General features: G+C 73.4%; 23 protein-coding genes. 10 read left to right on the top strand and 13 right to left on the bottom strand.

Annotated elements, in window-relative coordinates; all coding sequences use genetic code 11:
- Positions 1-14: 14 nt before the first annotated feature.
- Complete coding sequence (locus tag ACRAKH_RS14485; protein WP_380725052.1) at positions 15-1,682, top strand: vWA domain-containing protein; 1,668 nt, start codon at positions 15-17, stop codon at positions 1,680-1,682.
- 53 nt (positions 1,683-1,735) lie between these two features.
- On the opposite strand, the gene ACRAKH_RS14480 is transcribed toward ACRAKH_RS14485, so the two are convergent.
- Positions 1,736-2,338 (bottom strand): TetR/AcrR family transcriptional regulator, encoded by a 603-nt coding sequence (locus ACRAKH_RS14480; protein ID WP_380725051.1) that lies wholly within the window; start codon positions 2,336-2,338, stop codon positions 1,736-1,738.
- 101 nt (positions 2,339-2,439) lie between these two features.
- Here ACRAKH_RS14480 and ACRAKH_RS14475 point away from each other — a divergent pair, with 101 nt between their 5' ends.
- Genes ACRAKH_RS14475 through ACRAKH_RS14460 form a run of 4 tightly spaced genes read left to right on the top strand, consistent with a single transcriptional unit; the run spans position 2,440 to position 7,519 of the window.
- On the top strand, positions 2,440-4,491 hold the full coding sequence (locus ACRAKH_RS14475; RefSeq protein WP_380725050.1) for an MMPL family transporter: 2,052 nt from the start codon (positions 2,440-2,442) through the stop codon (positions 4,489-4,491).
- Between the two features lie 12 nt (positions 4,492-4,503).
- On the top strand, positions 4,504-5,616 hold the full coding sequence (locus ACRAKH_RS14470; protein WP_380725049.1) for a hypothetical protein: 1,113 nt from the start codon (positions 4,504-4,506) through the stop codon (positions 5,614-5,616).
- 23 nt (positions 5,617-5,639) lie between these two features.
- A complete protein-coding gene (locus tag ACRAKH_RS14465) occupies positions 5,640-6,455 on the top strand; it encodes a hypothetical protein (protein WP_380725048.1) in 816 nt (271 codons plus the stop codon).
- The gene (locus ACRAKH_RS14460) at positions 6,452-7,519 is read left to right on the top strand and encodes a DUF4037 domain-containing protein (RefSeq protein WP_380725047.1); all 1,068 of its coding nucleotides are present in this window, start codon (positions 6,452-6,454) and stop codon (positions 7,517-7,519) included. Before ACRAKH_RS14465 ends, ACRAKH_RS14460 begins: the two co-directional genes overlap by 4 nt.
- Before the next feature lie 6 nt (positions 7,520-7,525).
- On the opposite strand, the gene egtD is transcribed toward ACRAKH_RS14460, so the two are convergent.
- The 6 genes from egtD to ACRAKH_RS14430 form a co-directional block, all read right to left on the bottom strand.
- Complete coding sequence (gene egtD, locus ACRAKH_RS14455; protein ID WP_380725046.1) at positions 7,526-8,500, bottom strand: L-histidine N(alpha)-methyltransferase; 975 nt, start codon at positions 8,498-8,500, stop codon at positions 7,526-7,528.
- Positions 8,497-9,246, bottom strand: coding sequence for an ergothioneine biosynthesis protein EgtC (gene egtC / locus ACRAKH_RS14450; protein ID WP_380725045.1), 750 nt, complete (start codon positions 9,244-9,246; stop codon positions 8,497-8,499). Before egtC ends, egtD begins: the two co-directional genes overlap by 4 nt.
- A gap of 2 nt (positions 9,247-9,248) precedes the next feature.
- Positions 9,249-10,577 (bottom strand): ergothioneine biosynthesis protein EgtB, encoded by a 1,329-nt coding sequence (egtB, locus tag ACRAKH_RS14445; protein ID WP_380725044.1) that lies wholly within the window; start codon positions 10,575-10,577, stop codon positions 9,249-9,251.
- Positions 10,574-11,767, bottom strand: a complete 1,194-nt coding sequence (locus ACRAKH_RS14440) for a glutamate-cysteine ligase family protein (protein ID WP_380725043.1) — start codon at positions 11,765-11,767, stop codon at positions 10,574-10,576. Before ACRAKH_RS14440 ends, egtB begins: the two co-directional genes overlap by 4 nt.
- Positions 11,768-12,043: 276 nt before the next feature.
- On the bottom strand, positions 12,044-13,699 hold the full coding sequence (locus ACRAKH_RS14435) for a PQQ-dependent sugar dehydrogenase (RefSeq protein ID WP_447009870.1): 1,656 nt from the start codon (positions 13,697-13,699) through the stop codon (positions 12,044-12,046).
- 98 nt (positions 13,700-13,797) lie between these two features.
- Positions 13,798-14,334, bottom strand: a complete 537-nt coding sequence (locus ACRAKH_RS14430) for a Scr1 family TA system antitoxin-like transcriptional regulator (protein WP_380730554.1) — start codon at positions 14,332-14,334, stop codon at positions 13,798-13,800.
- A 127-nt stretch (positions 14,335-14,461) separates the two neighbouring features.
- Here ACRAKH_RS14430 and ACRAKH_RS14425 point away from each other — a divergent pair, with 127 nt between their 5' ends.
- Together ACRAKH_RS14425 and ACRAKH_RS14420 are read left to right on the top strand one after the other, a co-directional pair.
- Positions 14,462-15,055, top strand: a complete 594-nt coding sequence (locus ACRAKH_RS14425; protein ID WP_380730552.1) for a TetR/AcrR family transcriptional regulator — start codon at positions 14,462-14,464, stop codon at positions 15,053-15,055.
- A 207-nt stretch (positions 15,056-15,262) separates the two neighbouring features.
- Positions 15,263-15,781, top strand: a complete 519-nt coding sequence (locus ACRAKH_RS14420) for an acyl-CoA thioesterase (RefSeq protein ID WP_380730550.1) — start codon at positions 15,263-15,265, stop codon at positions 15,779-15,781.
- Here ACRAKH_RS14420 and ACRAKH_RS14415 read toward each other — a convergent pair.
- Positions 15,753-16,808 carry a TetR family transcriptional regulator gene (locus ACRAKH_RS14415; protein WP_447009869.1) on the bottom strand — a complete coding sequence of 352 codons (1,056 nt, stop codon included), beginning with the start codon at positions 16,806-16,808 and terminating at the stop codon, positions 15,753-15,755. The two genes, ACRAKH_RS14420 and ACRAKH_RS14415, sit on opposite strands and share 29 nt — an antisense overlap.
- Positions 16,809-16,898: 90 nt before the next feature.
- Here ACRAKH_RS14415 and ACRAKH_RS14410 point away from each other — a divergent pair, with 90 nt between their 5' ends.
- Complete coding sequence (locus ACRAKH_RS14410) at positions 16,899-18,071, top strand: cytochrome P450 family protein (RefSeq protein ID WP_380728756.1); 1,173 nt, start codon at positions 16,899-16,901, stop codon at positions 18,069-18,071.
- 129 nt (positions 18,072-18,200) lie between these two features.
- Positions 18,201-19,499, top strand: a complete 1,299-nt coding sequence (locus tag ACRAKH_RS14405) for a cytochrome P450 (protein ID WP_380728758.1) — start codon at positions 18,201-18,203, stop codon at positions 19,497-19,499.
- A 220-nt stretch (positions 19,500-19,719) separates the two neighbouring features.
- Here the strand turns inward: ACRAKH_RS14405 and ACRAKH_RS14400 are convergent, their stop codons facing one another.
- Positions 19,720-21,195 carry a peptide MFS transporter gene (locus ACRAKH_RS14400; RefSeq protein ID WP_380728760.1) on the bottom strand — a complete coding sequence of 492 codons (1,476 nt, stop codon included), beginning with the start codon at positions 21,193-21,195 and terminating at the stop codon, positions 19,720-19,722.
- A 180-nt stretch (positions 21,196-21,375) separates the two neighbouring features.
- Here ACRAKH_RS14400 and ACRAKH_RS14395 point away from each other — a divergent pair, with 180 nt between their 5' ends.
- Positions 21,376-21,909, top strand: a complete 534-nt coding sequence (locus ACRAKH_RS14395) for a TIGR03086 family metal-binding protein (protein WP_380728762.1) — start codon at positions 21,376-21,378, stop codon at positions 21,907-21,909.
- Positions 21,910-22,339: 430 nt separating this feature from the next.
- Here ACRAKH_RS14395 and ACRAKH_RS14390 read toward each other — a convergent pair whose 3' ends face one another.
- The 4 genes from ACRAKH_RS14390 to ACRAKH_RS14375 all read right to left on the bottom strand — a co-directional run bounded on the left by ACRAKH_RS14390 (position 22,340) and on the right by ACRAKH_RS14375 (position 26,034).
- Entirely contained in the window at positions 22,340-22,855 is a 516-nt protein-coding gene (locus ACRAKH_RS14390) for a DUF4262 domain-containing protein (RefSeq protein WP_380728763.1), read from the bottom strand.
- A gap of 112 nt (positions 22,856-22,967) precedes the next feature.
- A complete protein-coding gene (locus tag ACRAKH_RS14385; RefSeq protein ID WP_380728765.1) occupies positions 22,968-23,717 on the bottom strand; it encodes a YebC/PmpR family DNA-binding transcriptional regulator in 750 nt (249 codons plus the stop codon).
- A gap of 18 nt (positions 23,718-23,735) precedes the next feature.
- A complete protein-coding gene (pdxT, locus tag ACRAKH_RS14380) occupies positions 23,736-24,341 on the bottom strand; it encodes a pyridoxal 5'-phosphate synthase glutaminase subunit PdxT (protein ID WP_380728767.1) in 606 nt (201 codons plus the stop codon).
- A 469-nt stretch (positions 24,342-24,810) separates the two neighbouring features.
- On the bottom strand, positions 24,811-26,034 hold the full coding sequence (locus tag ACRAKH_RS14375) for a trans-sulfuration enzyme family protein (protein WP_447009868.1): 1,224 nt from the start codon (positions 26,032-26,034) through the stop codon (positions 24,811-24,813).
- Between the last annotated feature and the right edge of the window lie 2 nt (positions 26,035-26,036).

Here is a 26,036-nt window from a genome sequence, read left to right as displayed (position 1 = left end):
GACGCGCTTGCGGCGTGACCGCGATCCTGGTGGCCGCACTCGCCGCCCCACTCGCCACGACCAGCGTGGCGGCGGCGGCGGGCGGAACGGTCACCGGGGGCAAGACCCTCGGCGCGACGGACATCGCGTGCGGCGGCTCGGTGCCCGTCACCGTGACGCTCGACGCCGAGACGGGCATCTCCGGCAACCCGGTGGACATCGAGCTGGTGCTCGACCGGTCCGGCAGCATGCAGTCCGCCGTCGGCGACCTGAAGACGGCCGCGAAGGCGTTCGTCGACATCATCGACGAGGCCACGGACGGCTCGCTGGACGGCGTGATCGCCAACGGCAGCCGGATCGGCGTGGTCAGCTTCGCCGACGGCGCCACGGTCGACGCGCCGCTCTCGTCGGACGCGAACGCCGCCAAGGCCGCCATCGACGCGCTCGGCGCGTCCGGCGGCACGAACCACTCCGAGGCCATCTCCACCGGCCAGGCGCAGCTCGCCGGGTCCCTGCCCGGCAACTCCAAGACGATGGTCGTCATGACCGACGGCGTGACGACCGTGGGCAGCGACGCGAGCGACGACGCGGCGGCGGCCCGGGCGGCCGGCACCGTGATCTTCGGCATCGGCCTCGGCGCCGTCGACTCCACCGAGATCAAGGACTGGACGACGGACCCCGACGCCACGCACTACTACGAGGCACCGACCCCGGCGCAGCTGCAGGAGGTCTTCGCGGCGATCGGCGCGGCCATCGTGGTGCCCGCGGCGACGAACGTGACCGTGGTCGACACGGTGGCGCCGCAGTTCTCCGTCAGCGGCGCGGCGGTCTCCAAGGGCGCGGTCGCCCAGGCGGGCAACCAGCTCACCTGGACCGTCGACAAGCTCGGCACGGAGACGGTGACCCTGACGTTCACCGCCACGCACCTCCCGGCCGCCGGCGGCGGTGCGCTGGCGGTCAACCCGACCGTGGCGTACACCGACGCCGAGGGCCACGTCGTGACGTTCGCCAACCCGACGGTGAACGTGCGCGGCTGCGCGGCGGCCATCGACGTGGAGCCCGAGCACGAGGTGAACGAGCTGGGCACGCCCGGCCAGACGCACACCGTGACCGCCACCGTCACCGACGACTTCGGCGACCCGGTGCCGAACGTCCCGGTCGGCTTCGAGATCCTGGCGGGCCCGAACGCCCCCGGCGCCGGTGGCGCGAACACCTCCGGCGCGGGCACGGCCGACTTCACGTACCCGGCTGCCCAAGGCCTCGGCGGCCTGGGAACGGACTCGATCCGCGGCTGCTTCACCCACGCGGCCGGCCACTCGCTGTGCGACGACGTGCTGAAGGACTGGGTGGACACCACTCCCCCGGCCGTGACGTGCTCGCCCACGAACAACCCGGCGGGCGGCACCGTGCCCCCGGCCGGCAACGAGGACGGGTTCTTCGTCCTGACGGCGACGGACGCCGTCGACCCGAACCCGCAGCTGTTCGTCTCGGACTCGGCGAGCCCGGCGGTGTTCGGCGGGTTCCCGTCCGGCACCAAGATCAAGCTGGTGCAGGCGCCGGGCGCGACGCCGAACCAGAAGGCCGGTGTCGGTGACATCGACTGGCGCATCACCCTCAACGGCGACGCGCTCGTCCACGCCGTCGACGCGTCGGGCAACCAGTCCGCTCCCGTGAGCTGCCTGGTCCCGCCGGCGCCGAAGTAGCACCCGCGACACGTCGAGGGGCGTCCCGATCGGGGCGCCCCTCACGCTCGCGCTCAGCCCAGGATCGGGCCGAGGTAGCCGCGCAGCACCTTCTTCAGCTCCTCGGCCAACGCCGGCCGCTCGTCCTCGTCGGCCGACACGATCATCGGGATCAGCCCGCCGAACAGCCTCATGGTGACCTGGGCGGCCCTGGCCCGGTCGGCGGCGGGCAGGTCGGACCGGCGGGCGGCGAACACGGCGTCGATCCGGCCGAACACGGCGGCGTGCACGGCCCGCGTCGGCGCGGCGAGGCGTTCCGGCATGTCCGCGCGGCCGAACAACGCCTTGAAGCCGGGGTTGGCCACGTTGACCGCGATCATCGACCCGGCCATCCGGTCGATCAGCTCGTCCAGCGGCAGGTGGGCCAGCTCCGGCGTCAGCGCCCCGTGCGCGGTGCGGAGCTGCTCCAGGTACCGGTCCGCCAACGCCTGCGCGATGGCCTCCTTGTTGCCGTAGAACTGGTACAGCGTGCCCGGCGACACCCCCGCCCGCGCGGCGATGGCGTTGGTCGTCGCGGCCTCGTAGCCGACCTCGGCGAAGACCGCCGCCGCCGCGTCCTGGAGTTCGGCCATCCGCCGCTCGCCCCGCGCCTGCCGGCGCACCACCTTCGGCTCCACCGCACCACCTTCTCACCCGTTGACAAATACGAGTGATCACTCGTATTTTCAAAACACGAGCACTCGCTCGCATTCTACTCCACCGATCCGAGGAGAACCCCGTGCACCTGCTGGGGCGTTTCGCCGTGCGCCGGCGGCGCTTGGTCCTGGTCGCCGCCGCGATCGTCGCGGTGGCGGCGGCCGTCGTGGGCAGCGGCACGCTGTCGGCGCTCTCGCTGTCCCGCTTCGAGGCGCCCGGCACGGAGTCGCTGCGCGCGGCCGAGGTGCTGGCCGAGGACTTCGACACCGGCAACCCCAACCTGACGTTGCTCGTCACCGCGCGGGGCGGCGACGTGGACGACCCGGCGACGGCCGCGAGGGGCCGCGCGCTGGCCGCGGAACTCGCGCCCGACGTGCGCCAGGTCGAGTCCTACTGGGACCGTCGCAGCCCCGCCCTCCGGTCCGAGGACGGCGGTCAGGCGTTGGTCCTGGCGTGGGTTCCCGGCTCGGCCACCGAGGCGCGCGCCGCCATCGCCGGGCTGTCCGAGCGGTTCACGCGCGCGGACGACGTGATCACCGTCGGCGTCGGCGGGCAGGACGAGGTGTTCCGCCAGGTCGGCGCCCAGGCCGCGCGGGACTTCGTGCGCGCCGAGCTCATCGTCGTGCCGGTGGTGCTGCTCCTGCTGATCCTGTTGTACCGCCGGGTTTCCCTGGCGTTGACGACGCTCGGCGTCGGCCTGTTCGCGATGGTCGGCACGCTGGCCGCGCTGCGCGGCCTCACCCGACTGACCGAGGTCTCCACGTTCGCCGCGAACATCACGCTGGTCATGGGCCTGGCGCTGGGCGTGGACTACTGCCTGTTCGTCATCGCCCGCTACCGCGAGGAGCTCGCGGGCGGCGCGACCGTGCCCGAAGCGGTCGAACGGGCGGTCACGACGGCCGGGCGCACGGTCCTGTTCAGCGGCCTCACCGTGGCCGCGTCCCTGGCGATGCTGCTGCTGTTCCCCTTCCCGTTCCTGCGTTCCTTCGCCTACGCGGGCGTGCTGGTGGTCGGCTTCGCCGTGGTCGGCGCGCTCACCGTCCTGCCCGCCGCCCTCGCGTCCCTGAAGCCGCACCCGGCCGTCGAACGCTCCACCGGTTTCTGGGCGCGGACCGCGAACGCGGTGATGAACCGGCCGCTCCTGGTCGGCGGCGCGGTGCTGGCGTTGCTGCTCCTGCTCGCCGCGCCGGTGCTGGGACTGCGGTTCGGCCTGCCCGACGACCGCATCCTCCCCGCCGACGCGTCCAGCCGGGTGGTGCAGGACCAGATCCGCGCCGGGTTCGGCCAGGAGCAGACCGACGCCATCCGGGTCGTCGCCGAGGGCGGCCGGGACGACGGCTACACCGCGCGGCTCGCGGACGTCCCCGGCATCGTGCAGGTGGACGTGGCCAGCAACGACCACGGCACGGTGTGGACGGCGATCCCGTCCCAGGAGGCTCTCGCGGGCGACGTGCCGGCGTTGGTGGCGACGGTCCGCGCGCTCCAGCCGGACTACCTGGTCGGCGGCTACCCGGCCGAACTGGCCGACTTCCGCGACGCCCTCGCCGACCGCGTGCCGCTCGTCGTGGCCCTGGTCCTGGCCGTCACGTTCGTCCTGCTGTTCCTGATGACCGGCAGCATCCTGTTGCCGCTCAAGGCGACCGCGCTGAACCTGCTCAGCCTCGCGGTGATGTTCGGCGTGGTCGTGTGGGGCTTCCAGGAGGGGAACCTGTCGCACGTGCTGGACTTCACGCCGACCGGCGCGCTGGAGCCGAGCATCCCGATCCTGATGTTCTGCATCGCCTACGGCCTGTCCATGGACTACGAGGTGTTCATGGTGTCGCGCATAGCCGAGGAGTACGCGCGCACCGGTGACGAGCGGGCCGCCGTGGCCACCGGCATCCAGCGCAGCGCGCCGCTCATCACCGCCGCGGCGGCGATCCTGGCCCTGTCGTTCGCCGCCTACGCCTCGGGCAGCGTGATGTACCTGCAGATGTTGGGCGCGGGCATGGCGGTGGCGATCATCGTGGACGCGACGTTCGTGCGGGCGGTGCTGGTGCCCGCGTTGATGCGGCTCGCCGGTCCGGCCAACTGGTGGGCGCCGGGATGGCTGCGTCGCGCGCACACGTGGTTCGGCCTCTCCGAGAGCCGCTGAGGTAGCGCGCCCATGTGGGTTCTCAGCTCGCCGGTCGTGTGGGCGTTACCTGTGGTAGTCGGGCTCGTCCTCGCGCTGTGGGAGGACGGACCGCCGGTCGAGACCGGACTGTCGCTGGTGATCGCGGGACTGGTGCTGAAGGCGCGCGAGGCGCACGCAGCGAAGCCCGGCACGTGGTTCCCGTTGCTGGTGACGGGATCGACGACGTTCGCACTGGCGTTGACGAGCGGATCGGTCGGCTGGTGGGTGCTCCGGATCGACCCGTCGCTGTTCGAGCTCGGCCGGTTCCTGCTCGGACTGGCGGTCGCCGTCGGCCTGGGCGTCTGGGCGTGGCGGGCGCGCAGCGCCACGGTCGCCGCCACGGCGGCGGGATACCTGGCGGCGCTGTGGCACTTCCGCCCGGTTCCGGAGGGCGCGTCCACCGGCGTGCTCTCCTACGCGCCGCCTCCGGGACCGGCGTTCCAGCTCCACGTCCCGCCGTACCCGGAACTGGTCGTGGTGGCGGGGGCCGTGTTCGCCTACGCCCGGACGGACCGCGTGCGGCCCTGGCACGTCCTGGCCATCGCCGGGTTGCTCGGCTCGTTGGCGCACGGGGGCGCGGTGGCGCTGCTCGTCGTGGCCGTGGTGGCAGCCACCCACGACCTGAACGCCCGCCGTCCCGGCGCCTGGTACCCGCTGCTGGTGGTCGGCGTCGGGTTGGTGGTGTGGCCGGTCGTGGACCGGTTGCTCCCGGAGCCGGTGTCCGATCCGGGGATCGCGAACGCGCCCGGCGGGCGGAACACGACCGGGGCGCTCCACGCGGTGAGCACCGCCGCGGACTCGGTGCGGGACTACGACGAGCTGTTCCTCGCGGTCGTGGTCGCGGTCGGGCTCGCCGTGTGGGCGTGGCGGCGCAAGAGCCCGATCGTGCTCCTCACCGCCGCCGGCTACTTCGGAGCGGCCTACGTGGCCACCGACCGCGAGGCGTGGATCGCTCCGCTGGTCGTGACGCTGTCGGAGCCGCCGACGCAGTTCGTGGTCCTGGCGGGTGCGGCCGTCGCGTTCGCCACGTGCACGGCCGCGGCCACGGCGACCTCCACGTCCACGTCCCGGACGGTCGGCGAGGCGTTCCCGCCGGGTCGCTAGGGTGGCCCGCCGGGGGTGGGTTCGTGGTCGAGGCGATCAGGTTGTCGGCCGGGACGGTGGTCGCGATCGGCCTGCTGTTCTGGGCGTGGCGGGTGCGCGGCGTCCTCCTCGGCGGCTCGGCGCTCGCCTACCTGGCCGCGCTCTGGTACCTCCACGAACCCGTTCCCCCGGCGCCTGGCGTGGAACTCCTGTCCGAGGAGCAGTGGACGGCCCTCATCCAGAGCGGCACGCCGCTGCCCGCACCCGGTCAGCCGGAGTTCGCGCTCGCCGCCGGCGCAGTCGTCGCCCACGCGCACGCCCACCACGTGCGGCCCTGGCACGTCCTGGCGGTGGTCGGCTTCGCCGGCGCGCTGTGGGAACCGATGGCGGTGGTGCTGTGCCTGGCGGCGCTGGTGCTCGCCGGTTACGACCTGCACGCCCGCCGTCCCGGTGCCTGGTACCCGTTGCTGCTCGTCGGCGTCGGGCTGTGGTCGGTCGACGCCTTCGACGGCTGGTGGCTCGCGCTCGACCCGCCGGAGAGCGGCTTCACGTACAGCACGGCGTTCGAGTCCGCCCTCGCGATCTCCTACGATCACGTGGACTACGACGAGGTGGCGTTCGCGGTGCTGGTGGCGGCGGGTCTCGCCGTGTGGGCGTGGCGGCGCCGCAACGCCGTCGTGCTCCTCACGGCCGCCGCCTACCTCGCCGGCTCGTGGGCCGTCGAGACGCGGTCGGCGCCGTGGTTCCCCGAGATCCCCACCGGGTCGCTGGTCCTGGCGGGCGCGGCCGTCGCCTCCGCCACGACCGCGCGCGGCCCACTCGTCGTGTACGGCGACACCCGCGGAACGGAGGACCCGTGACCGGCGAACGGTTCGTGCCCGGCCTCGTCCTGTCCGAGCGCTTCTACCGGGAGGCGGTCGAACCGCTGGTCAGGCGGCACTTCGGCGAGGTGCCGCACAGCGCCGCCCGGATCGGCCCCGGCTCCGAGGTGCTGGGCTTCGACACCGAGCGGTCCGCCGACCACGAGTGGGGTCCACGCCTCCAGCTGTTCCTGGACCCGGACGACACCCGCGCCGACGACATCCGCACCGCGCTCGCCGAGCACCTGCCCAAGGCGTTCCTCGGCTACCCCACGCACTTCGCCGGCGGCGACGGCGACCGCGCCAGCGCGCGGATGACCCCGACCGACGGGCCGGTGGACCACCGCGTGGACGTCACGGACGCGGGCACGTGGTTCGACCGGGAACTGGGCTTCGACCCGCGGGCCGGGGTCACCGTGCATGACTGGCTGGCCGCGCCCACCCAGCGGCTGGCGGAGACGACGGCGGGCGCGGTGTTCCACGACGGGCTGGGCGTGCTGACCGCCGCACGCGAGGCGCTGAGCTGGTACCCCGACGACGTGTGGCGGCACGTCCTGGCGTGCCAGTGGTGGCGGATCTCGCAGGAGGAGGCGTTCGTCGGCCGCTGCGGCGAGGTCGGCGACGAGCTGGGGTCGGCCGTCGTCGCGGCCCGCCTGACCCGCGACCTGATGCGGCTGCGCCTGCTCGTCGACCGCCGCTACCCGCCGTACGGCAAGTGGCTCGGCTCGGCGTTCGCCCGGTACACCGACCTGGCGCCCGTGCTGCGGGCGGCGCTCGCGGCCACCGACTGGCACGAGCGCGAGGCGCGCCTGGCCACGGCGTACGAGCACTTGGCGGCCCGGTGCAACGAGCTGGGCCTGGCCGAACCGGTGGACCCGACCACCCGGCCGTACCACTCCCGGCCGTTCCGGGTGCTGCGCGCCGAACGGTTCACCGCCGCCCTGCGTGCCGCGATCACGGACCCGGAGGTGGCCGCGCTGCCGCTCGTCGGTGCTGTCGACCAGTACGTCGACAGCACCGACGTGCTCTCGCACCCGACCAGGATCAGAGCCCTCGGGCTCTAGCCGGGGTCAGCCGACGGCGCGCGCCAGGCTCAGCGCGAACCGGCCCGCCGGGTCGGTCCACCAGTGGCGCAGCTCGAAGCCCGCCGCGCCCAGCTCGCGGGCCACGCCCTCGCGCCGGAACTTCGCCGACACCTCGGTCCGCAGCTCCTCGCCCTCCGCGAACTCGACGTCCAGGCCCAACGCGGACACGTGCGCCTTCACCGGCCGCACCGCCCGCAACCGCATCTCGATCCACTCCTCCTCGGCGTTCCACAGCGCGACGTGCGCGAAGTCCTCCGGGTCGAAGTCGGCGTCCAGCTCCCGGTTGAGCACCCGCAGCACGTTCCGGTTGAACTCGGCCGTGACGCCCTGCGCGTCGTCGTACGCGCGGACCAGCACGTCCGGGTCCTTCACCAGGTCCGTGCCGAGCAGCAGCCACTCCCCCGCGTCCAGCACCTCGCGCACCGACGCGAAGAACTTGTCCCGCTCCTCGGGGATGAGGTTGCCGATCGTGCCGCCCAGGAACGCCACCAGCCGCGGCGACGCGCCCGGCAGCAGCCCGAGGTGCTCGGTGAAGTCGCCGACCACGCCGTGCACCCGCAGACCCGGGTAGTCGGCCAGGATCGCCTTCGCCGCCTCGGTCAACGCCGACGGCGAGACGTCCAGCGGCACGAACTCCTCCAACGTGCCGTGCTCGCGCAGCGCCGTGAGCAGGAGCCGGGTCTTCTCCGACGAGCCGGAACCCAGCTCCACCAAGGCGTGCGCGTCGGTCAGCGCGGCGATCTCCGCGGCCCGCGCCACCAGGATCTCCCGCTCGGCGCGGGTCGGGTAGTACTCGGGCAGCCGGGTGATCTCCTCGAACAGGTCGCTGCCGACCGCGTCGTAGAACCACTTCGGCGACACCCACTTCGACCGCGCGGTCAGCCCCGCCCTCGCCTCGGCGCGCAACGCGACCGCCGCGTCCTCGGGGGTCAGGTGCACGTCCAGCACAGGCTCGGTCATCCTCGTCCAATCGGTTGAACGTCCACAGTGGACACATCTGCCGTGACGACGTGCCCGTCGGGCACCTCCCGCCAGCGCGGGTCGTCGTCCAGCGGCTCGGAGGCCAACGTCACCGCGCCGTCGCCCGCGCGCACCCACAGCGAGTGGGTCCACGTCGTGCCGACGAGCACGGTTCCGTCGGTGAGCAACAGGTTCAGCCGCGAACCCGGTGCGGTGGCGGCCACCTCGGACACCACCGACGCGAGCGCGGTGGCCGGCGCCGCACCCGCCGCGAGCCGCGACCGCACCAGCGCCCACAGCAGCGCCGCGTCGGTCGGTGCGTCCAGCGTCAGCAACGCGGCCACCGGCAACGTCTTGGCCACGTCCACCACCGACTCCGGCCAGTCGGCGACGCGGCCGTTGTGGCTGAACAGCCACCGCCCGTCGGTGAACGGCGCGCAGGCGGTGTCCGCCACCGGCATGCCCACCGTCGCCGACCGGACCGCGGCCAGCACCGCGCCGGACACCGTCACGCGGCACAGCGCGAGCAGGTTCTCGTCCGACCAGATGGTGCCCGCCCGGCGGTAGCGCACCGCCGGGCCGCCCGGCGCGGGGTACCAGCCCACGCCGTAGCCGTCCACGTTGACCGTGCCGCCGCCGCGCATGTCCTTCGGCGCGTACGACTGCCGCACCAGCGAGTGCGGCGGGTCGAGCACCAGCGCGGCGACGGGCACGGCGGGGCCCAGGTAAGCCAGGTGCCGGCACACCGTCAGGTCAGCTCGTCCCGGCTCGCGTCCCGCGCGCAGCGGAACCCGGCGAAGATCTGCCGCCGGATCGGGTAGTCCCAGTTGCGGAACGTGGCCCGCACCGCGGACTGGTCGCTGCCGAACGACCCGCCGCGCAGCACCTTGTAGTCCGGGCCGAAGAAGACCTGCGAGTACTCCGCGTACGGGAACACCTCGAACCCGGTGTAGCCGTGGAAGTCCGAGCTGGTCCACTCCCACACGTCGCCGATCAGCTGGTGCACCCCGAGGGCCGACGCGCCCGCCGGGTACGCGCCGACCGGCGCGGGCGACAGGTGCCGCTGGTCGAGGTTCGCGTGCTCCGCCGTGGGCTCCTCGTCGCCCCACGGGTAGCGGCGGGACCGGCCGGTCGCCGGGTCGAACCGCGCCGCCTTCTCCCACTCGACCTCGGTGGGCAGCCGCTTGCCCGCCCACTTCGCGTACGCCTCGGCCTCGAAGTAGCAGACGTGCACCACCGGCTGGTCCGGGTCGACCGGCTCCGTGCGACCGAACGCGGTGCGGTACCACCGGTCTCCGACGCGCTCCCAGAACCGCGGCGCGACGAGCGACGCCTTGCGCACGTGCGCCCAGCCGGCCTCGCTCCACCAGCGCGGGTCCGTGTAGCCGCCGTCGGCGATGAACTCCGCGTACGCGCCGTTCGTCACCGGCGTGGTGTCGATGAAGTACGGCTCGGTGACGACCTGGTGCGCGGGCCGCTCGTTGTCCAGCGCCCACGCCTCGGTGGACGTGCCCATGGTGAACGGGCCGCCGGGCACCAGCACCTCGGCCGGGCCGACCGGTCCGCCGCGCGGCGGGGGTGGCGCGTCCAGCACCGGGTCGCCGACGCGGAGCTGGTGCGTGGCCAGCATGGTCTCGTCGTGCTGCTGCTCGTGCTGCACGATCATGCCGAACGCGAACCCGCCGTCGACCAGCCGGTGGCCTTCCAGCGGGGTCTTCTCCAGCACGTCGAACACCTTGTCCCGCACCTCGCCGACGTACCTGCGGGCCTCGGCCGGGCCGAGCAGCGGCAGCTCGGGGCGGACCGAGCGGGAGTGCTTGAACGCGTCGTACAGCTCGTCGATGTCGGCGCGGACCGGCTCGCGGCCGCCCACGTCGCGGACGAGCCACAGCTCTTCCTGGTTGCCGATGTGCGCGAGGTCCCACACCAGCGGTGACATCAGCTTGGAGTGCTGGCGGACGAGGTCGTGGTCGTCCACCGCGTCCGTGAGCAGCCTGCTGCGGTCGCGGGCGCGGGCGAGCTGGGCGGCGACCCGGTCGCGCAGGGCTTCGACGTGGGACTGGTCGGTGCTGGTCATGAACGGCCCCCTCCGGTCTTCTCAGCGAGCGTGCGGTGCAGTTCTTCGGAGATCGCGTCGATCTGGCCGACCGACAGGTCGGTGTCCGGCAGCGCGGCGCAGCCCAGCTCGACCACGTCGCGCGCCGCGCGGGCGAGCACCGGGTCGTCGAGGCCGTAGCGCGCGGCGGAGAGCCAGCGGTTCGCGGCCGTCTCGGTGGCCGCGAGCACCGCGTCCACCGTGTCGGGCCGGCCGAACAGCGCGGCCATCAGCACCACCGGCGGCAGCCACCGGCCGTGCGGCGGTGTGTCGAGGTAGCGCACCTCGACGTACCCGCGCGGGCGCACGGGCGGGAACTGCAGCGTCATGTGGTAGTCGAGGTCGTCGCTGGTGGCGGGCCGGTCCAGGCCGCCCGCGACCCAGTCGGCGAACGTGAGCCGGTGCGGCGGCAGCCAGTTCGACCCCGGCCGGCGCACCGCGATGACCGGGGCGTCGAGCACGCGCCTAGCCCACGCGGCGGCCGGGTCGGCGCACACCGCCGCCGGACGGGTGCGCACCGGGTCGGTGGCGTAGAGGGACCGCATCCGGGCGCTGGCCCAGTCGGTGCGCCGGCCGTTGACGCCGGGCGAGTTGGCGAACAGGGCGTTGAGCACGGGGCCGAGCGCGTGCACCGCCGCCCAGCGCTTGGGCAGGTCGTGGGCGAGGCCGAAGTCGAGGCAGACCTGGAGGCCCGCGGTGCTGCACATCATCGTGATGCCCTCCGGCCCGAGCGGGGCGAAGGCGTGTTCCATGGCCGCGTAGCGGGGGACCTGGAGCATCCGGCGGGGCGGCCGGAACGGGTCGGCGCCGTGCTGGCCGAGCCGTAACCGAGCCGGTTCGAGCAGGCCCCGGAGGTGGTCGATGTCGGCCGCGACGGTCTTGATCAGCTCGGTCAGGGATTCCCGCGGCGGGGTGGAGATCTCGACCTGGCCACCCGGTTCCACGGTCAGCGGCGTGCCGGACGGCAGTGGGCGCTGCGGGCTGTCGGGGACGAGGGTCGGCGGTGCGTGCTTGCCGAGCGCGGACGCGAGGGTCCGCGCGTCGAGCGGTCTTGACGGATCTTCGACGTGGTGGACGGTCCATTCGAGTTCGACTCCGAGCAGTCTCGGAGGTCCGTGCTTGAAGCAGACCGAGGCGACGTAGGCCTCGGCCTCCGCTCGATCCCGGAACACCGCCGGGGTCGGCCCCGGAGCCGGGGTATTACGGACAGCAGTCACTTGGCGCACTCCCCGTGATCATTCAGGCTCGTTCGACGCTACACGGGGGCACCGACACTCGCAGCTACCCGAAACCCTTGCGGATCAACGACATGTCGTCGGTCCGCACCAGCGGCGCCCGCCGGACGGACGAGGCCGACCGGAGGCCTTCCCTCCTCCGGTCGCACCCCACCAGGTCCGGGTGGACGTTCCGGGCGCGCCCGCGTGAACACCGCGCGACGCCCGCGTGACTCACGGGTGCACGACGTCGACGTGCAGCACGCGGTCGTTGCCCGGGGTGCCGTCCCGGTCCGACGACGACGTCAGCCACAGGTCGCCCTCGGGGTCCACCTCGACCGTCCGCAACCGCCCGTAGGCGCCTTGGAAGTAGACCTCCTGCTCCACCAGGTTCGACGCGCCGTCGATGCGCAGCCGGTAGAGCCGCTGGCCCGCGGTGGTCGCCACGAACACGTGGTCGTCCACGATCGCCAGCCCGCTGGGCGAGGCGGCCGACGGGCGCCACGTGACCTTCGGCGGCACGGTGCCGTCGCACGACCCGGCCCGCCCCTCGCAGCCGGGCCAGCCGTGGTTGCCGCCGCGCTCGACCAGGTTCACCTCGTCGTACTTCTTGTTGCCGAACTCGGTCGCCCACAGCCTGCCCCGCGAGTCGAAGGCCAGCCCTTGGACGTTGCGGTGCCCGTAGCTCCAGATCGCCTTGCCGGGGAACGGGTTGTCCGCCGGGATCGAGCCGTCGGGGTGGATGCGCAGGATCTTCCCGGCGGTGCTGTCGAGGTCCAGCGCGGCCGCGCCGTTCTGCGCGTCACCGGTCGCGACGAACAGGTGCCGGCCGTCGGGGCTGAACCGCAGCCGCCCGCCGTTGCGGTACCGGTTCTTGGGGATGCCGGAGAGGATCGTGGTCCACTCGGAGAGCACGTCGCCGACCAGCCTGGCCCGCACGACCTGGTTGCCGCCGGCGGCCGTGTGGTGGACGAACACGTGCCCGTCCGCGGCGAACGTCGGCGAGACCACGACGCCGAGCACCCCGCCCTCGCCGCCGGTGTTCTGCGCGCCCGGCACCCGGCCGAGGTCGACGCGCGTGCCGCTCGGCGTGAGCCGGTAGAGCCGGAACTCCTCGCGCTCCGACACCAGGGCCGAGCCGTCCGGCAGGAACGCCACTCCCCACGGCACGTCCGTGCCGGCGAGGATGGTCGTCACCTCGCCGGGCTCCGGCACGCCGGGCGCCGCCCTGCCGCCGGGCGTGGCGGTGATCTCGCCGCCGAACGGCGAGAGGTTGCCCGCCGCGTCCCGCGCCCGCACGGTGAACCGGTACGCCCTGCCCGCGGTGAGGCCGCCGATGGTGGTGGACGTGCCGTCGGCCGTTCCCGCCGGCGCGCCGTCGCGGTGGACGACGTACCCGGTCACGCCGACGTCGTCGGTCGCCGCGTCCCAGGCGAGGGACACGCTGGTGGGCGTGCGGCCGGTGGCGCGGAGGTTGGCGGGCGCGGTGGGCGCCCGCGCGTCCGGCGGCGCGGCGTCGGTGCGCACGACGACGTTGCCGCTCACCGGCGACACGTTGGGCGTGGCGTCGCGGGCGAGGACCGTCCAGTCGTACTCGGTGTCGGGCGTGAGGCCGGTGACGGTGGCGGTCAACGTCGTGCCGGGCACGCTCGTCATGAGCTGGCCGTGCTGGTAGACGTCGTAGCCGACCACGCCGACGTTGTCGGCGGCCGCGTCCCAGGCGAGCGAGACGGTGGTGGTGGACTTGCCGGTGGCGCGCAGGCCGCGCGGCGCGGTGGGCGCCTCCCGGTCGACGGGCGCGCTCGCCTCGGCCGACCGGCCGGCGGCGTGCGGGTCACCGGTCGCGGCGCCGGGGACGACGAGCAGGCACCACGCCGTCACGACGGCCACCGCGCCGACCGCGCGCCGCCGCGGCCGACCGGGGGTTGACGAGCGTGGCGCCGACGGGTGGGGTGCCATGAGTGCCTCTCGCACGGTCGTGGAACCGCCTACCGGCTCCGGTAGTGAGCGGCCCACCGGCGGAACTCCGCCCGGGACGACGCCACGTCCAACGCGATCCGCTCCAGCACGTCCGCCTGCCGCCGACCGGTGGGCAGCGCGAACGACGAGCGCAGCACCCCGGTGTGGCCGGCCGTGAACGGCACCAGCCGGACCGGCACGTCGCGCCGGTCGGCGAGCGCGTCCAACTGGTCCGCCATCACCGACTCGTCGCCGACGCGCGCGTGCAGCGCGGCCTCGTGCAGGAAGAACCGCGCGCCGCGGGGGAACGCGTCGCCGCCGTCGTCACCGAGCGCCAGCGCGTAGGCCGGCGTGCGCAGCGGCTCCGGGACGCACAGCGTCTCGAACACCACGACGTCGCACTCGGCGGCGGCCTCGCCGGGATCGCCGGGACGGCGGCCGACCAGCCTGATCAGATCGATCAAGTCCGGTCCGCGCCGAGTGCGGTCCACGGTGGACGGTCCGCTCGACCAGCCCAATCCCGGCACCAGCCTGAGCGGCGGCCGGATGTCCTCACCTGCGGTCACGGTGCGCCACCGTAGTGACGTTGACCAGCCCTTTCGACCCGGTGGCGGTAAGACCACCCCAAAGTGGAGCAAGGCAAGCCGTACGTACTGATTGGATTTCCCCTGGCGGCCCTGGCAACATCGACCGGTGCCCAGGGTGAGCCAGGACCACCTCGATGCCCGTCGCCGCCAGATCCTCGACGGCGCCCGCGCGTGTTTCGCGCGCTTCGGCTACGAAGGCGCGACCGTCCGCCGCCTGGAAGAGGCTACCGGCCTGTCCAGGGGCGCGATCTTCCACCACTTCCGGGACAAGGAGTCGCTGTTCCTCGCCCTCGCGGAGGACGACGCGCTGCGGATGGCCGAGGTCGTCGCCGAGCAGGGTCTCGTCCAGGTGATGCGCGACCTGCTCGCCGAGCCGGGGCCGAGCGACGCGGAACACCCGGCGGACTGGCTCGGCACCCGGCTGGAGGTGTCGCGCAGGCTGCGCACCGACCCGGAGTTCCGGGCCCGGTGGGCGGAGCGGTCGCGGCAGCTCACCGACGCGACGCGGCAACGGTTGGAGCGCCAGCGGGAGGCCGGGAACCTGCGTGACGACGTGGACGTCGACGTGCTGACGTCGTTCCTGGAGCTGGTGCTGGAGGGCCTGGTGTCCCACCTCGCCATGGGTCTGCCCGCGGACGACCTCGAACCCGTGCTGGACCTGGTCGAGGAGAGCGTGCGCCGGCACCGCCGCGTGGGCTGACGGGCCGGCGCGGGTCCCGCCCGGTTCGCGGACGAGACGGTGGCGGTGACCGCGGCGCGGCGGCCTTGCTGCGGACCGGCTCCGGCGACCAGTCCTGTTGGCGGCCAACCGGTTCGTGCCGGGTCGGGCGCCCGGTGACGGCGTCGCGGTGAGCGGTCCCGGCGAGGCCGAGGCGGGCCGTGCCGACGACCCCATAGGATCGCTCGCATGGCTGACCCGCGTCCTGCCCACGTGCACCGGGTGCGGGTGCGCCCGGTCGACTGCGACCGCCAGGGGATCGTGCACGCGTCGCGCTACCCGGTCTTCTTCGAGGCCGCGATGGTCGAGACGCTGCGGTCCCTGCTCGGCTCGTACCGGGAGCTGGAGAAGCACGGCATCGACTTCGTGATGGCGGAGACCTCCATCCGGTACCTGAACCCGGCGCGGTTCGACGACCTGCTGCGGATCGCGGTGCGGGTGCGGACCCTCGGCACCACCACGTTGACCATGGGCTTCGACGCGGACGTCGACGGCACGCCGGTCGCCACCGGCTGGAACCGCTACGTCTCCTTCGGCACGCCGGAGCTGCGCAGCACGCCGATCCCGGCGGACTTCCGCAAGGTGCTCGAACGCCGTCCGGCGCCGTCCCGCACCTCACCGTCCCGGACACCGTCCGCCCGCACGACGTCGGCCCGCGAGACGGCGAGCGCTCCCGCGCCTAGGTCCGCACCCGGTTCCCGGACCTGACCGCGTGACCCGCGCCTGACCCCTCGGCGCGCGCCACGACCCGGCCGCGCTCGACGCGCACCGCCGTCTCGGTCTCGTCGCTCACCGACGGCACCCCGGCCGCGCGGGCCAGCGCGCCCGTGCCGTCGCACACCACCCGGACCGGCGGCCACGCCCGGTCCGGGAACGCCTGCCGCAGGCCGCCGCACAGCTGCGCCACCACGAGTCGGGCCAGCGGCGCCAGCTCGTCGGGCGTGCCGGTGACCATGGCGAGGGTGACCCGCGCGCCGGTCCGCACCGCCTCCTCCACGGCGGCCAACCGGTTGAGCCCCAGCACGACGACCACGCCGTCCTCGTCCGGCGTGACCTCCTCGCCGCGCACGAGGTCGACCACGGCCGGCGGCGCCCACGGGGCGTCCTCGGGTCGCACGGCCGCCTCGGGCGGCGGCGGCCACCAGTCGTTCAGCTCCAGGCCGGCGAGCCGCTCGCACGCCGTGACCACGTCGAACGGCTCGACGGAACCGGGCGCGGCGGTGGCGAGCTGGCTCGCGCCGTGCAGCGCGGTGAGCACGACCTCCGCCTTCCGCACCAGCCTGGCGGGCGGCGCGCCGGGCGGGGCCGCGACCGGTTCGAGGGCTTCCAGCGCGAGGCTGAGCAGCACCGCGTCGAGCTTCCACAGCTGGGCGAACGACCGCCGCGTCACCTCGTCGGCCACCACCTCGGGCATGAGGTCCCGCGCCAGCGGGTCGTGGGCGACGGACGTCACCCAGGCGCGGGCCAGCGCGCCGAGGGCGGTGCGCTGGTCGGTGCCGCGTTGCGGGTTCGCCGGCGCCGGCGCGCGCTCGGCCAGGTCGGCGAGCACCGCGAAGTAGAGGGCGCGCTTGCCGGGGAAGTTGGAGTACACCGCGCCCCGCGTCAGCTCGGCGCGCTGCGCGATCGTGTCGATCTTCGCGTCCCGGAAACCGCGCTCGGCGAACTCGGTGACGGCGGCGTCCAGCACCCGCGCCCGATTGCGCTCCTGGGCCTCAGCCCTGCTCAGCCGCACCATCACGCTCCCCGTTTGCCAGGTGTCGCCGGATCAAGATACCGTCGCCATTCAGATGATGAGAACATCTGATCTGAACATCCGGAGGATCGAGTGACCGTTCCCGAGATCGACCCCGCCCGCCCCGAGGTGCTGTTCGACCCCGTCACCGCCTACGGCGCGGCGCGCGAGGAGTCGCCCGTGGCGCGGATGCCCGTGCCCGGCATGGGGAACCTGTGGGTCGTCACCCGGCACGAGGACGCCAGGGCGGTGCTCGCCGACCCGCGCTTCGAGCTGAACGCCAACAGCTTCATGCGCCCGCCCGGCATCCCCGAGCACTGCCTCGAGCACCTGCGCACCATGTCCGAAATGGACGGTCCCGAGCACCTGCGGCTCCGCCGGCTGGCCTCCCCCGCGTTCACCGCGCGCCGCGCCGCCGGGTTCCGGCCGCGCATCGAGGCGATCGTGGACGCCCTGCTCGACGCCCTTCCCGACGACGACCCGGTGGACCTGCTGGCGCACTTCGCCCGGCCGCTGCCGATGGACGTGATCGGCGAGCTGGTCGGCATCCCCGCCGAGGACCGGCCGAAGTGGCGCGAGATCGGCGCGGCCGTCGTCGGCGGCTACGGGCCGGAGTTCATCGCGGCCATCCCGGCCACCATCGCGGAGGCGCGGAACGCCGTCCGCCGCCGCCGCGAGGAGCCCGGCGACGACCTGATCTCGCAGCTGCTGCACGTCCAGGACGAGGACGGCGACCGGTTCACCGACACCGAGCTGGTCACCCTGGTCTGGCAGCTCGTGCTGGCCGGACAGACGCCGACGAACCTCATCGTCAACGGGCTGGAGGCGCTCCTCGCCCACCCCGACCAGCTCGCCGCCCTGCGGGCCGACCCCGCCCTGATGCCGCGCGCGGTGGAGGAGCTGACGCGGTGGGTCGGGCCGCAGCTGCTCACCGCGCCCCGGTACACCAAGGAGGAGGTGACGATCGGCGACGTGGTGATCGGCAAGGGCGAGCCGGTGACGACGGCGATCGTGGCCGCCAACCACGACCCCCGCGCGTTCCCGGAGCCGGACCGGCTCGACATCACCCGCACGCCCGCCGTCGGCCACCTCGGCTACTCGCACGGCGCGCACTTCTGCCTCGGCGCGGCGTTCGCCAGGGTGGAGACGGAGGTGGCGCTGTCGGCGGTGCTGCGCCGCTTCCCGGACCTCGCACTGGCCGAGGAGCCGCGACCGACGCCGGACGGCGGCACGTGGCGGCTGGCGTCGCTGCGCGTCAGGCGCTGACCACCCGGCGCACGACGGGCCGATCAGCCGGAGGGCCGCGTCACCCGGCGGAGCGTACTTCCGACCGGCACGTCGGGTGATCCGCCGTGCGACCTTGAACCTTTCTCGCGTTCACGCCACCGTGGTGGCATGCCGTCCACGGTGAAGAACGCGACGCTGCTGTTCATGGGACGCGCGGCCGTCCGCGCCCACGCCCTCCTCGGCGACCCCGCCGCCCGGCTGTTCGGGATGAGCCCGGCCCGCGACCCGTACCCGGAGTACGAGGCGGTGCGACGGCGCGGTGTGCTGGTGAAGAGCAGGATGGGGCTGTACCTCACTTCGTCGCACGAGCTGTGCTCGTCGCTGTTGCGGGACCCCGGTTTCGGCACGCTGCCGGCGGGCGCGCTGTCCCCGGTGGACTCGTCCGCCCAGGTCGACGGCCGGCGGCTGGTGAACCCGGTCGAGGAGTCGTTCCTGGTCCGCAACCCGCCCGACCACACGCGGCTGCGCCGGCTGGTCGCGCCGTGGTTCACGCCGCGCGGCCTGCGCGCCCAGCAGGCCACCGTGGAACGGGTGGTCGAGGAGTACCTGGACGAGGTGGCGCCGCGCGGGACGTTCGACCTCGTCGGCGACTTCGCCGCGCGGGTGCCGGTCCAGGTGATCGCGGACCTGCTCGGCGTGCCGGGCGCGGACCACGCGGCGTTCGCCCGGTGGGGCAGCGCGTTGGTCAACGCGCTGGACGGCGTGCGCGACCTCGGCGAGCTGCGGGCGCTGCACGCCGGGCTGCGCGAGTTCCAGGCGTTCCTGGACGACCTGATCGCGCACCGGCGGCGGCGCCCCGGCGGGGACGACATCGTGTCGGCGCTGGTGGCGCACCAGGACCTCAGCCGGGAGGACCTGATCGCCACCACGGAACTGCTGCTGGTGGCCGGGTTCGAGACCACGGTCAACCTGATCGGCAACTCGGTGCTGGCCGTGCTCGGCGACCCCGCCGTCCGGGCGCGCCTGCTCGACGACCCCGGTCACGCGGAGGCCGTCGTGGAGGAGACCCTGCGCCACGACCCTCCCGTGCAGTACACGGTGCGCGTGCCGTTCGAGTCGACGCGCGTCGCGGGCACGTCGATCCCGAAGGGCACGCCGATCATGCTCGTGCTGGCGGGCGCGAACCGCGACCCGGCGGTGTTCGCCGACCCGCACCGGTTCGACCCCGGTCGGCCGGACGTCCGCGAGCACCTGGCGTTCTCGTCCGGCATCCACTACTGCCTGGGCGCGGGCCTGGCCCGGATGGAGGGTGCGGCGGCGCTGCGCGGGCTGTTCCGCCGCTTCCCCGACCTGAGGGCGGCGGGCCGGGTGCGGCGCCGGCCGTCGCGGTTGATCCGGGGCGCGGCAAGGCTTCCCGTCACCACGGGTGTCACGAAGCGACACCCGATCGCGCACACCATCAGCTGAGCCTCAGGAACTTGGTGCATGCTTGTGGTGCGCGAACGACCCGCCGCACCGCCGCCGCGGCGGGTCGTCCGCGTCCCGCCGCGCGCGGTCGACGGCGACGGTGTCGCAGGACTCCCCGATCGCGCTCAGCCACGCGCGTTCCGTCGCGACCCGGGGGCCGCGGCCTCCACGACGGGCCGCCGTCGGGGCGCACGGCCGCACGCCCCTACGGCACCCGAGCTCAGTCCACGCCCCGCATCAACCGGTGGATGCTCTTCGTCGCCGCGACCAGCGCGACACCCAGCCCGATCGCCACGGCGCCCAGCACGCCGAAGTACGCCACGGCGTTCTCGTCGCTGTAGAACCGCACCACGATCGCGCCGACACCGGAGCCGGCCGCCGTCGCCAGGAACCACAGGCCCATGGTCTGCGAGGCGAAGGCGCGCGGCGCCAGCTTGGTCGTCACGGACAGGCCGACCGGCGAGAGCATCAGCTCGCCGCACGTCATGACGAGGTACATCACGACCAGCCACAGGAAGCTCACCCGCACCGCCGGGTCACCCTGGCTCGCGACCATCATCAGCAGGAACGACAAGCCCACCAGCAGCAGCGCGTAGCCGAACTTGCGGGGCGTCGCGGGCTGGCGCCTGCCCAGCTTCACCCACAGCAGCGCGAACAGCGGCGCCACCACGATGATCATCACCGGGTTGATCGACTGGATGAACGACGGCGGGAACGAGAACCCGAGGAAGCTGTTGTCCACGCGGGTGTCCGCGAACGCCGCGATCACCGTGGCGCTCTGCTCGAACAGCAGCCAGAACATGGCCGCCGCGATGAACAGCGGGATGTAGGCGATCACCCGCGAGCGCTCCACCGGCGTGGTGCGCGGGCTGCGGATCATCACCGCGAAGTAGCCGATCGGCAGCAGCACCGACAGCAGGCTGATCAGGTTGATCACGCCCTCCGCGCCCAGCACCCCGAGCACGACGAGCGCCGCCACCACGGCCACCGAGCCGAGCGCGACGGCGGCGATCCGGCCGAGCACCCGGCCGAGCTCCTCGACGGGCAGCGGGTTCGGCGGCACGGCGGCCGAGTCGCCGAGGCCCCGCCGGCCGAGCCGGTAGACGACCAGGCCCAGCGCCATGCCGACCGCCGCCGCGCCGAAGCCGAGGTGCCAGTCGTAGGTCTCGCCGAGGAAGCCGCACACCAGCGGCGCGAGGAAGCCGCCGAGGTTGATGCCCATGTAGAAGATCGTGAAGCCGGAGTCGCGGCGCGGGTCCTGCTGGTCGTACAGCCCGCCGACCACGGTGGAGATGTTCGGCTTCAGCAGGCCGGTGCCCAGCACGATCAGGATCAGACCGGTGTAGACGCCGGTCACGCCGATCGGCAGCGCCAGCGCGATGTGCCCGAACATGATCAGCACGCCGCCGTGGAAGACGGCCCGCTGCCCGCCCAGCACGCGGTCAGCCAGCCAGCCGCCCGCCACGCCGGCCATGTACACCGACGCGCCGTAGATGGCGACGAGGGACAGCGCGAAGCTCTTGTCGAGCCCGAGCGCGCCCTCCGCCGTGGACCGGTACAGGTAGTAGGCGAGGATCGCCTTCATCCCGTAGTACGAGAAGCGTTCCCACAGCTCGGCGAAGAACAGCGTGGACAGCCCTCGGGGGTGACCGAAGAAGCCCCGCTGCGGGGTGGAGACAGCGCTCGTGGCGCTCACTGGATCCTCCTGGTGTCAACGATGTCACCGTCGGCGTGACCGGGTCACGTTACGCCGTACGGGTGTACCGGTAAAAATCCTGACGGGGCCGAGTGGCCCAGTGCACACGCTCGGCGTGCGCGGCGGTGCAACCTTTGGTGCACTCGTGGGGTGGATCTGATCGAGGCTCACGGACGCGCGATGACCGAGTTCGACTCGCGGGTGCGCAAGGTGCGCCCCGAGCAGTGGGAGTGGGGCACGCCCTGCAAGGAGTGGTCGGTCCACGACCTGGTCAACCACCTCGTGTACGAGCAGCTGTGGGCGCCGGAGCTGCTGGCGGGCTGCACGGTCGAGCAGGTGGGCGACCGGTTCGACGGCGACCAGCTCGGCGACGACCCGCTGCACTCGTGGGTGCTGGCGGCCGCCGCGGCGCGGGAGGCGTGGATCGCGCCGAAGGCCCTCCAGAAACCGGTGCAGCTGAGCTCCGGCCGGACGACGGCCGTCGAGTACGGCTGGCAGATGACCACCGACCTGGCCGTGCACGCCTGGGACCTGGCCCGCGCCATCGGGGTCGACGAGCGGATCGACCCGGACGTGGCGGAGGCGGTGCTGGACTACGTCCGGCCGAACGCCGAGGCGTGGACGTCGAGCGGGATGTTCGCGCCGCCGGTGCCCGTGCCGGACGACGCCGACCCGCAGACCAGGCTGATCGCCCTGCTCGGCCGCACGCCCTGACCGACGTCCCGGGTTGTCACCGCGGGAGGAGCCCATCGGAAACCCCTCCCGCGGCCTGTTCCTTGGTCTCGGGCGGGGCCCCCTCGACCAAGCCTCGTCACGTGCGTTCCGCTCCGCGCGGCTCCCCCGCCGCGCGGAGCGGAACGCACCTCCCCCTCGTGCGTGCGGCGCCCCCGACGGTTCGTCGCACCGGACAGTGATAACGCCGGATCGTTGTCAACGGTCGAGGTCACGGCACCTGACAACGTTTCCCGGACAACGACGCAGGGCCCCGCCACGGGTGTGGCGGGGCCCTGCGGGTGCCGGACGGACCAAGCCGAGGGTGATCGACGTCCGGGCCGGGCGGTGGTCTGCGGGTGGACCTGCACCAGCCTGTCGGACGGGTTCGTCGAGCACCTGACGGCAGGGCGAACGCGCGGGGTCGAACCGGTCACGGGCCGTTGACGCCGGGCTCCCAGCTCTCCGGCCGACCGCTCTCGGTCAGCAGCAGCTGCCAGTCGCCGAACCCCATCGGCGCGTCGTGGTGCCACGGGAACCGGCCCTCGGCCGTCGGCACGATGATCTGGACGGCGGCGAAGTCGCCCTTGCCGTAGAGCAGGAACGCGCTGCCGAAGAACTCCGGGTAGAAGCCCTTGAACACGCGCTCGAACGTGACCGGCACGCCGTCGAAGAAGTCGTAGTACAGCCGGCCGGGCACGAACCGCTCGCCCCGGCGGGCGCGGTCGACGTAGGCGCGGATGAGGACCTGGGCGTGCTCCGGCGGCAGGCCGAGCACGACCGCCTCGGCGACGCCGAACCGGCGCCACGCGCCGACGGAGAACGAGTACCCGGCGCCTTCGGCGTCCTCGGGCACGGCGACGACCGCGTGGCCGTGCTGCTCGGCCTGCGCCAGCAGCCAATTGCGCAGGTTGAGGTCTTGCGGGCTCGGGGCTGCGGGGCTCGACACCCGGCCATTGTGCCCGCTCCCCCTGTCAACCCCGCATAAGCACCGCCGCCCGGACGCGACGCAGCCCCGCTCCGGGACGACCGGCGCGGGGCTGCGGCAAGGGCCCGGGAGGTCAGCCGACCTCGGCCATCACCTCGTCGGACACGTCGAAGTTGGCGTAGACGTTCTGCACGTCGTCGCAGTCCTCCAGCGCGTCGATCAGCTTGAAGATCTTGCGCGCGCCCTCGGCCTCCAGCTGCACCGACACCGACGGCAGGAAGTTCGCCTCCGCCGACTCGTAGTCGTAGCCCGCGTCCTGCAGCGCCGTCCGGACGGCGACCAGGTCACCGGCCTCGGACACGACCTCGTAGCTCTCGCCCAGGTCGTTGACCTCCTCGGCGCCCGCGTCGAGCACGGCCATCAGGACGTCGTCCTCGGACAGGTCGCCCTTCGGCACGATCACGACACCCTTGCGGGTGAACATGTAGGCGACCGAGCCGGGGTCGGCCATGGAGCCGCCGTTGCGGGTCATGGCGGTGCGGACCTCGGACGCGGCCCGGTTGCGGTTGTCGGTCAGGCACTCGACCAGCACCGCCACGCCGTTGGGGCCGTAGCCCTCGTACATGATGGTCTGCCAGTCGGCGCCGCCCGCCTCCTCGCCGCCGCCGCGCTTGCGGGCGCGCTCGATGTTGTCCAGCGGGACGGAGTTCTTCCGCGCCTTCTGGATGGCGTCGTACAGGGTCGGGTTGCCGTCGGGGTCGCTACCGCCGGTCCGGGCCGCCACCTCGATGTTCTTGATCAACCGCGCGAAGAGCTTGCCGCGCTTGGCGTCGATTGCGGCCTTCTTGTGCTTGGTGGTCGCCCACTTTGAGTGGCCGCTCATTTCTCCTCCGTCGAATACTCAGCCCGCGGCACGGACCATGTCCACGAAAAGGCGGTGCACTCGCCCGTCACCGGTCAGTTCCGGGTGGAACGAGGTGGCGAGCACGTGCCCCTGCCGAACCGCGACGATCCTACCGGCGGCCTCTCCCGCGTCGTCCGTTTCGGGCACCCGGGCGAGCACTTCCACGTCCGAACCGGCGGATTCCACCCACGGGGCGCGGATGAACACGGCGTGCACCTCGCCCACGTCGGTGAAGTCGAGTTCCGCTTCGAAGGAGTCCACCTGCCTGCCGAACGCGTTGCGCCGCACCACGATGTCGAGCCCGCCGAGCTGGTGCTGGTCGGGCCGGCCGTCGAGGACGCGGTCGGCGAGGAGGATCATGCCGGCGCACGAGCCGTAGGCGGGCATGCCCTCCTTGATCCGCGCGCGCAGCGGCTCCAGCAGGTCGAACGTGGCGAGCAGCCGGCTGATGGTCGTGGACTCGCCGCCCGGCAGCACCACGCCGTCGACCTCGGCCAACTCCTCCGGCCGGCGGATCGGGCGGGCCAGGACGTCGGCCTCGGCCAACGCGACGAGGTGTTCACGGACGTCGCCCTGCAGGGCGAGGACACCGACGACGGACACGGCTGGGTTTCCTCCTAGGTGAACTGCCACCAGCCTAGGTGACCGGGCCGGACGGGTGCTCGTGGCACCCGTCCGGCCGTTCGGTCTTCCCGCGGCGCGCCAGTCGCGCGCCGCGACCCGTTCACCGGCCTGGTGGGCCGTGGAACGACGGGCTCGGGCGGCTCGCCCGCACCGCGGAGGACGGGCGCGGCGAGCACCGGGGGAAACCGGGCCGCGATCCGCCCGACGCGCCCGGCCCGCCGCGGGTCGGCGGCGGACGGGAATGGGCGGTCGGCGGTGCGGAATGCCGAATCGCGCCACGCCACTTCGGCGGGCACCACGGCATTCCTCGCGTTCACCGGCTTCTCGACACGGCCGGGCAGAGGCGGGCGATGACCTGTTGTAGCAGGTCCGGCAGCCGAACAACCCGATTGGGGTATCCGACGGCGGCCGACTTCGCGCGCTCCGCTCACACCGTGCCGGCGGAACGTTAGTGGCTGTCGGCCAACTCCCGGAAATCGCTTGAGGAAGACTTGATGTAACCCTCTTCACAATGCCCCTGAAGGGCCTGGTCGAGGTCGTCCCAAATGTCCTCGACGTCTTCCAGGCCGACGCTGAGGCGGAGCAGGTTCGCGGGCACGCCGGACGCCTCGCGCTCGGCGTCGGGCACCAGCCGGTGGGTCAGCGCGGACGGGTGCTCGATCAGCGTGTCCACCGAGCCGAGGCTCACCGCCGGGGTGACGAGCCGCAGCCTGCGCACGACGGCGGCAGGGTTCTCGCGGGTGGTGAACGCGAGCATCGCGCCCGGTCCGCGCATCTGCGTGCCGAGCAGGCCGGCCGGGTCCGCGCCGGGCAGGCTCGGGTGCCGGACCAGGCCGGTGCCGGGGTGGTCGGCGAGCCGCGCGGCGAGCTCGACCGCGCCGCGCTGGGCCGCCTCGACGCGCAGCGGCAGCGTGGCCAGGCCGCGGTGCATGAGGTAGCCGCCGAGCGGGTGCAGCACGGCGCCGGTGATGATCCGGACCTGGCGCAACGGCCCGGCGTGCTCCTCGGCGCAGGCCACGACGCCGCCGAGCACGTCGCCGTGCCCGCCGAGGTACTTGGTGCCCGAGTGCAGCACGTACGTCGCGCCGAGCGCGGCGGGGTTCTGGAGCACGGGCGTGGCGAACGTGTTGTCCACGACCACGGGCACGCCGCCGGCCTGCGCGACGACCGCGGCGATGTCGAGGAGGTCGAGGTTGGGGTTGGCCGGCGTCTCGACGACCACCAGCCCGGTCTCCGGGGTGATCGCGTCGGCGACCCGGTCGGCCGCCGCGTACGTGGTGCGCACGCCGAGCAGGCCGGACGACAGCAGGTGGTCGGTGCCGCCGTAAAGGGGCCGCACCGCGACCACGTGCGGCTTGCCGATCAGCACGCACGCCGCCTGCACCACGGCGGTGACGGCGGCCATGCCGCTGCCGAACGCCACGGCGGCCGACGTGCCCTCCAGCGCCGCCAGCGCCTGCTCGAACCGGGCCACGGTGGGGTTGTGCAGCCGGGAGTAGACGGGCGAGGTGGCGTGCGCGGCGCCCTCGGCGAGGTGCTGCAGCGCCTCGCCGCCCGCGGCCTGGTCGGGGATGGGGTAGGTGGTGGACAGGTCGATCGGAAGGGCGTGCACGCCCAGGTCGGCGAGGTCGTCGCGCCCACCGTGCACCGCCGTCGTTCGCAACCGGGTCATGC

Source organism: Saccharothrix hoggarensis (genome assembly GCF_052936025.1).
Note: the sequence above shows the minus strand (reverse complement) of the source record. Positions and strands in the feature narration are given on the sequence as shown.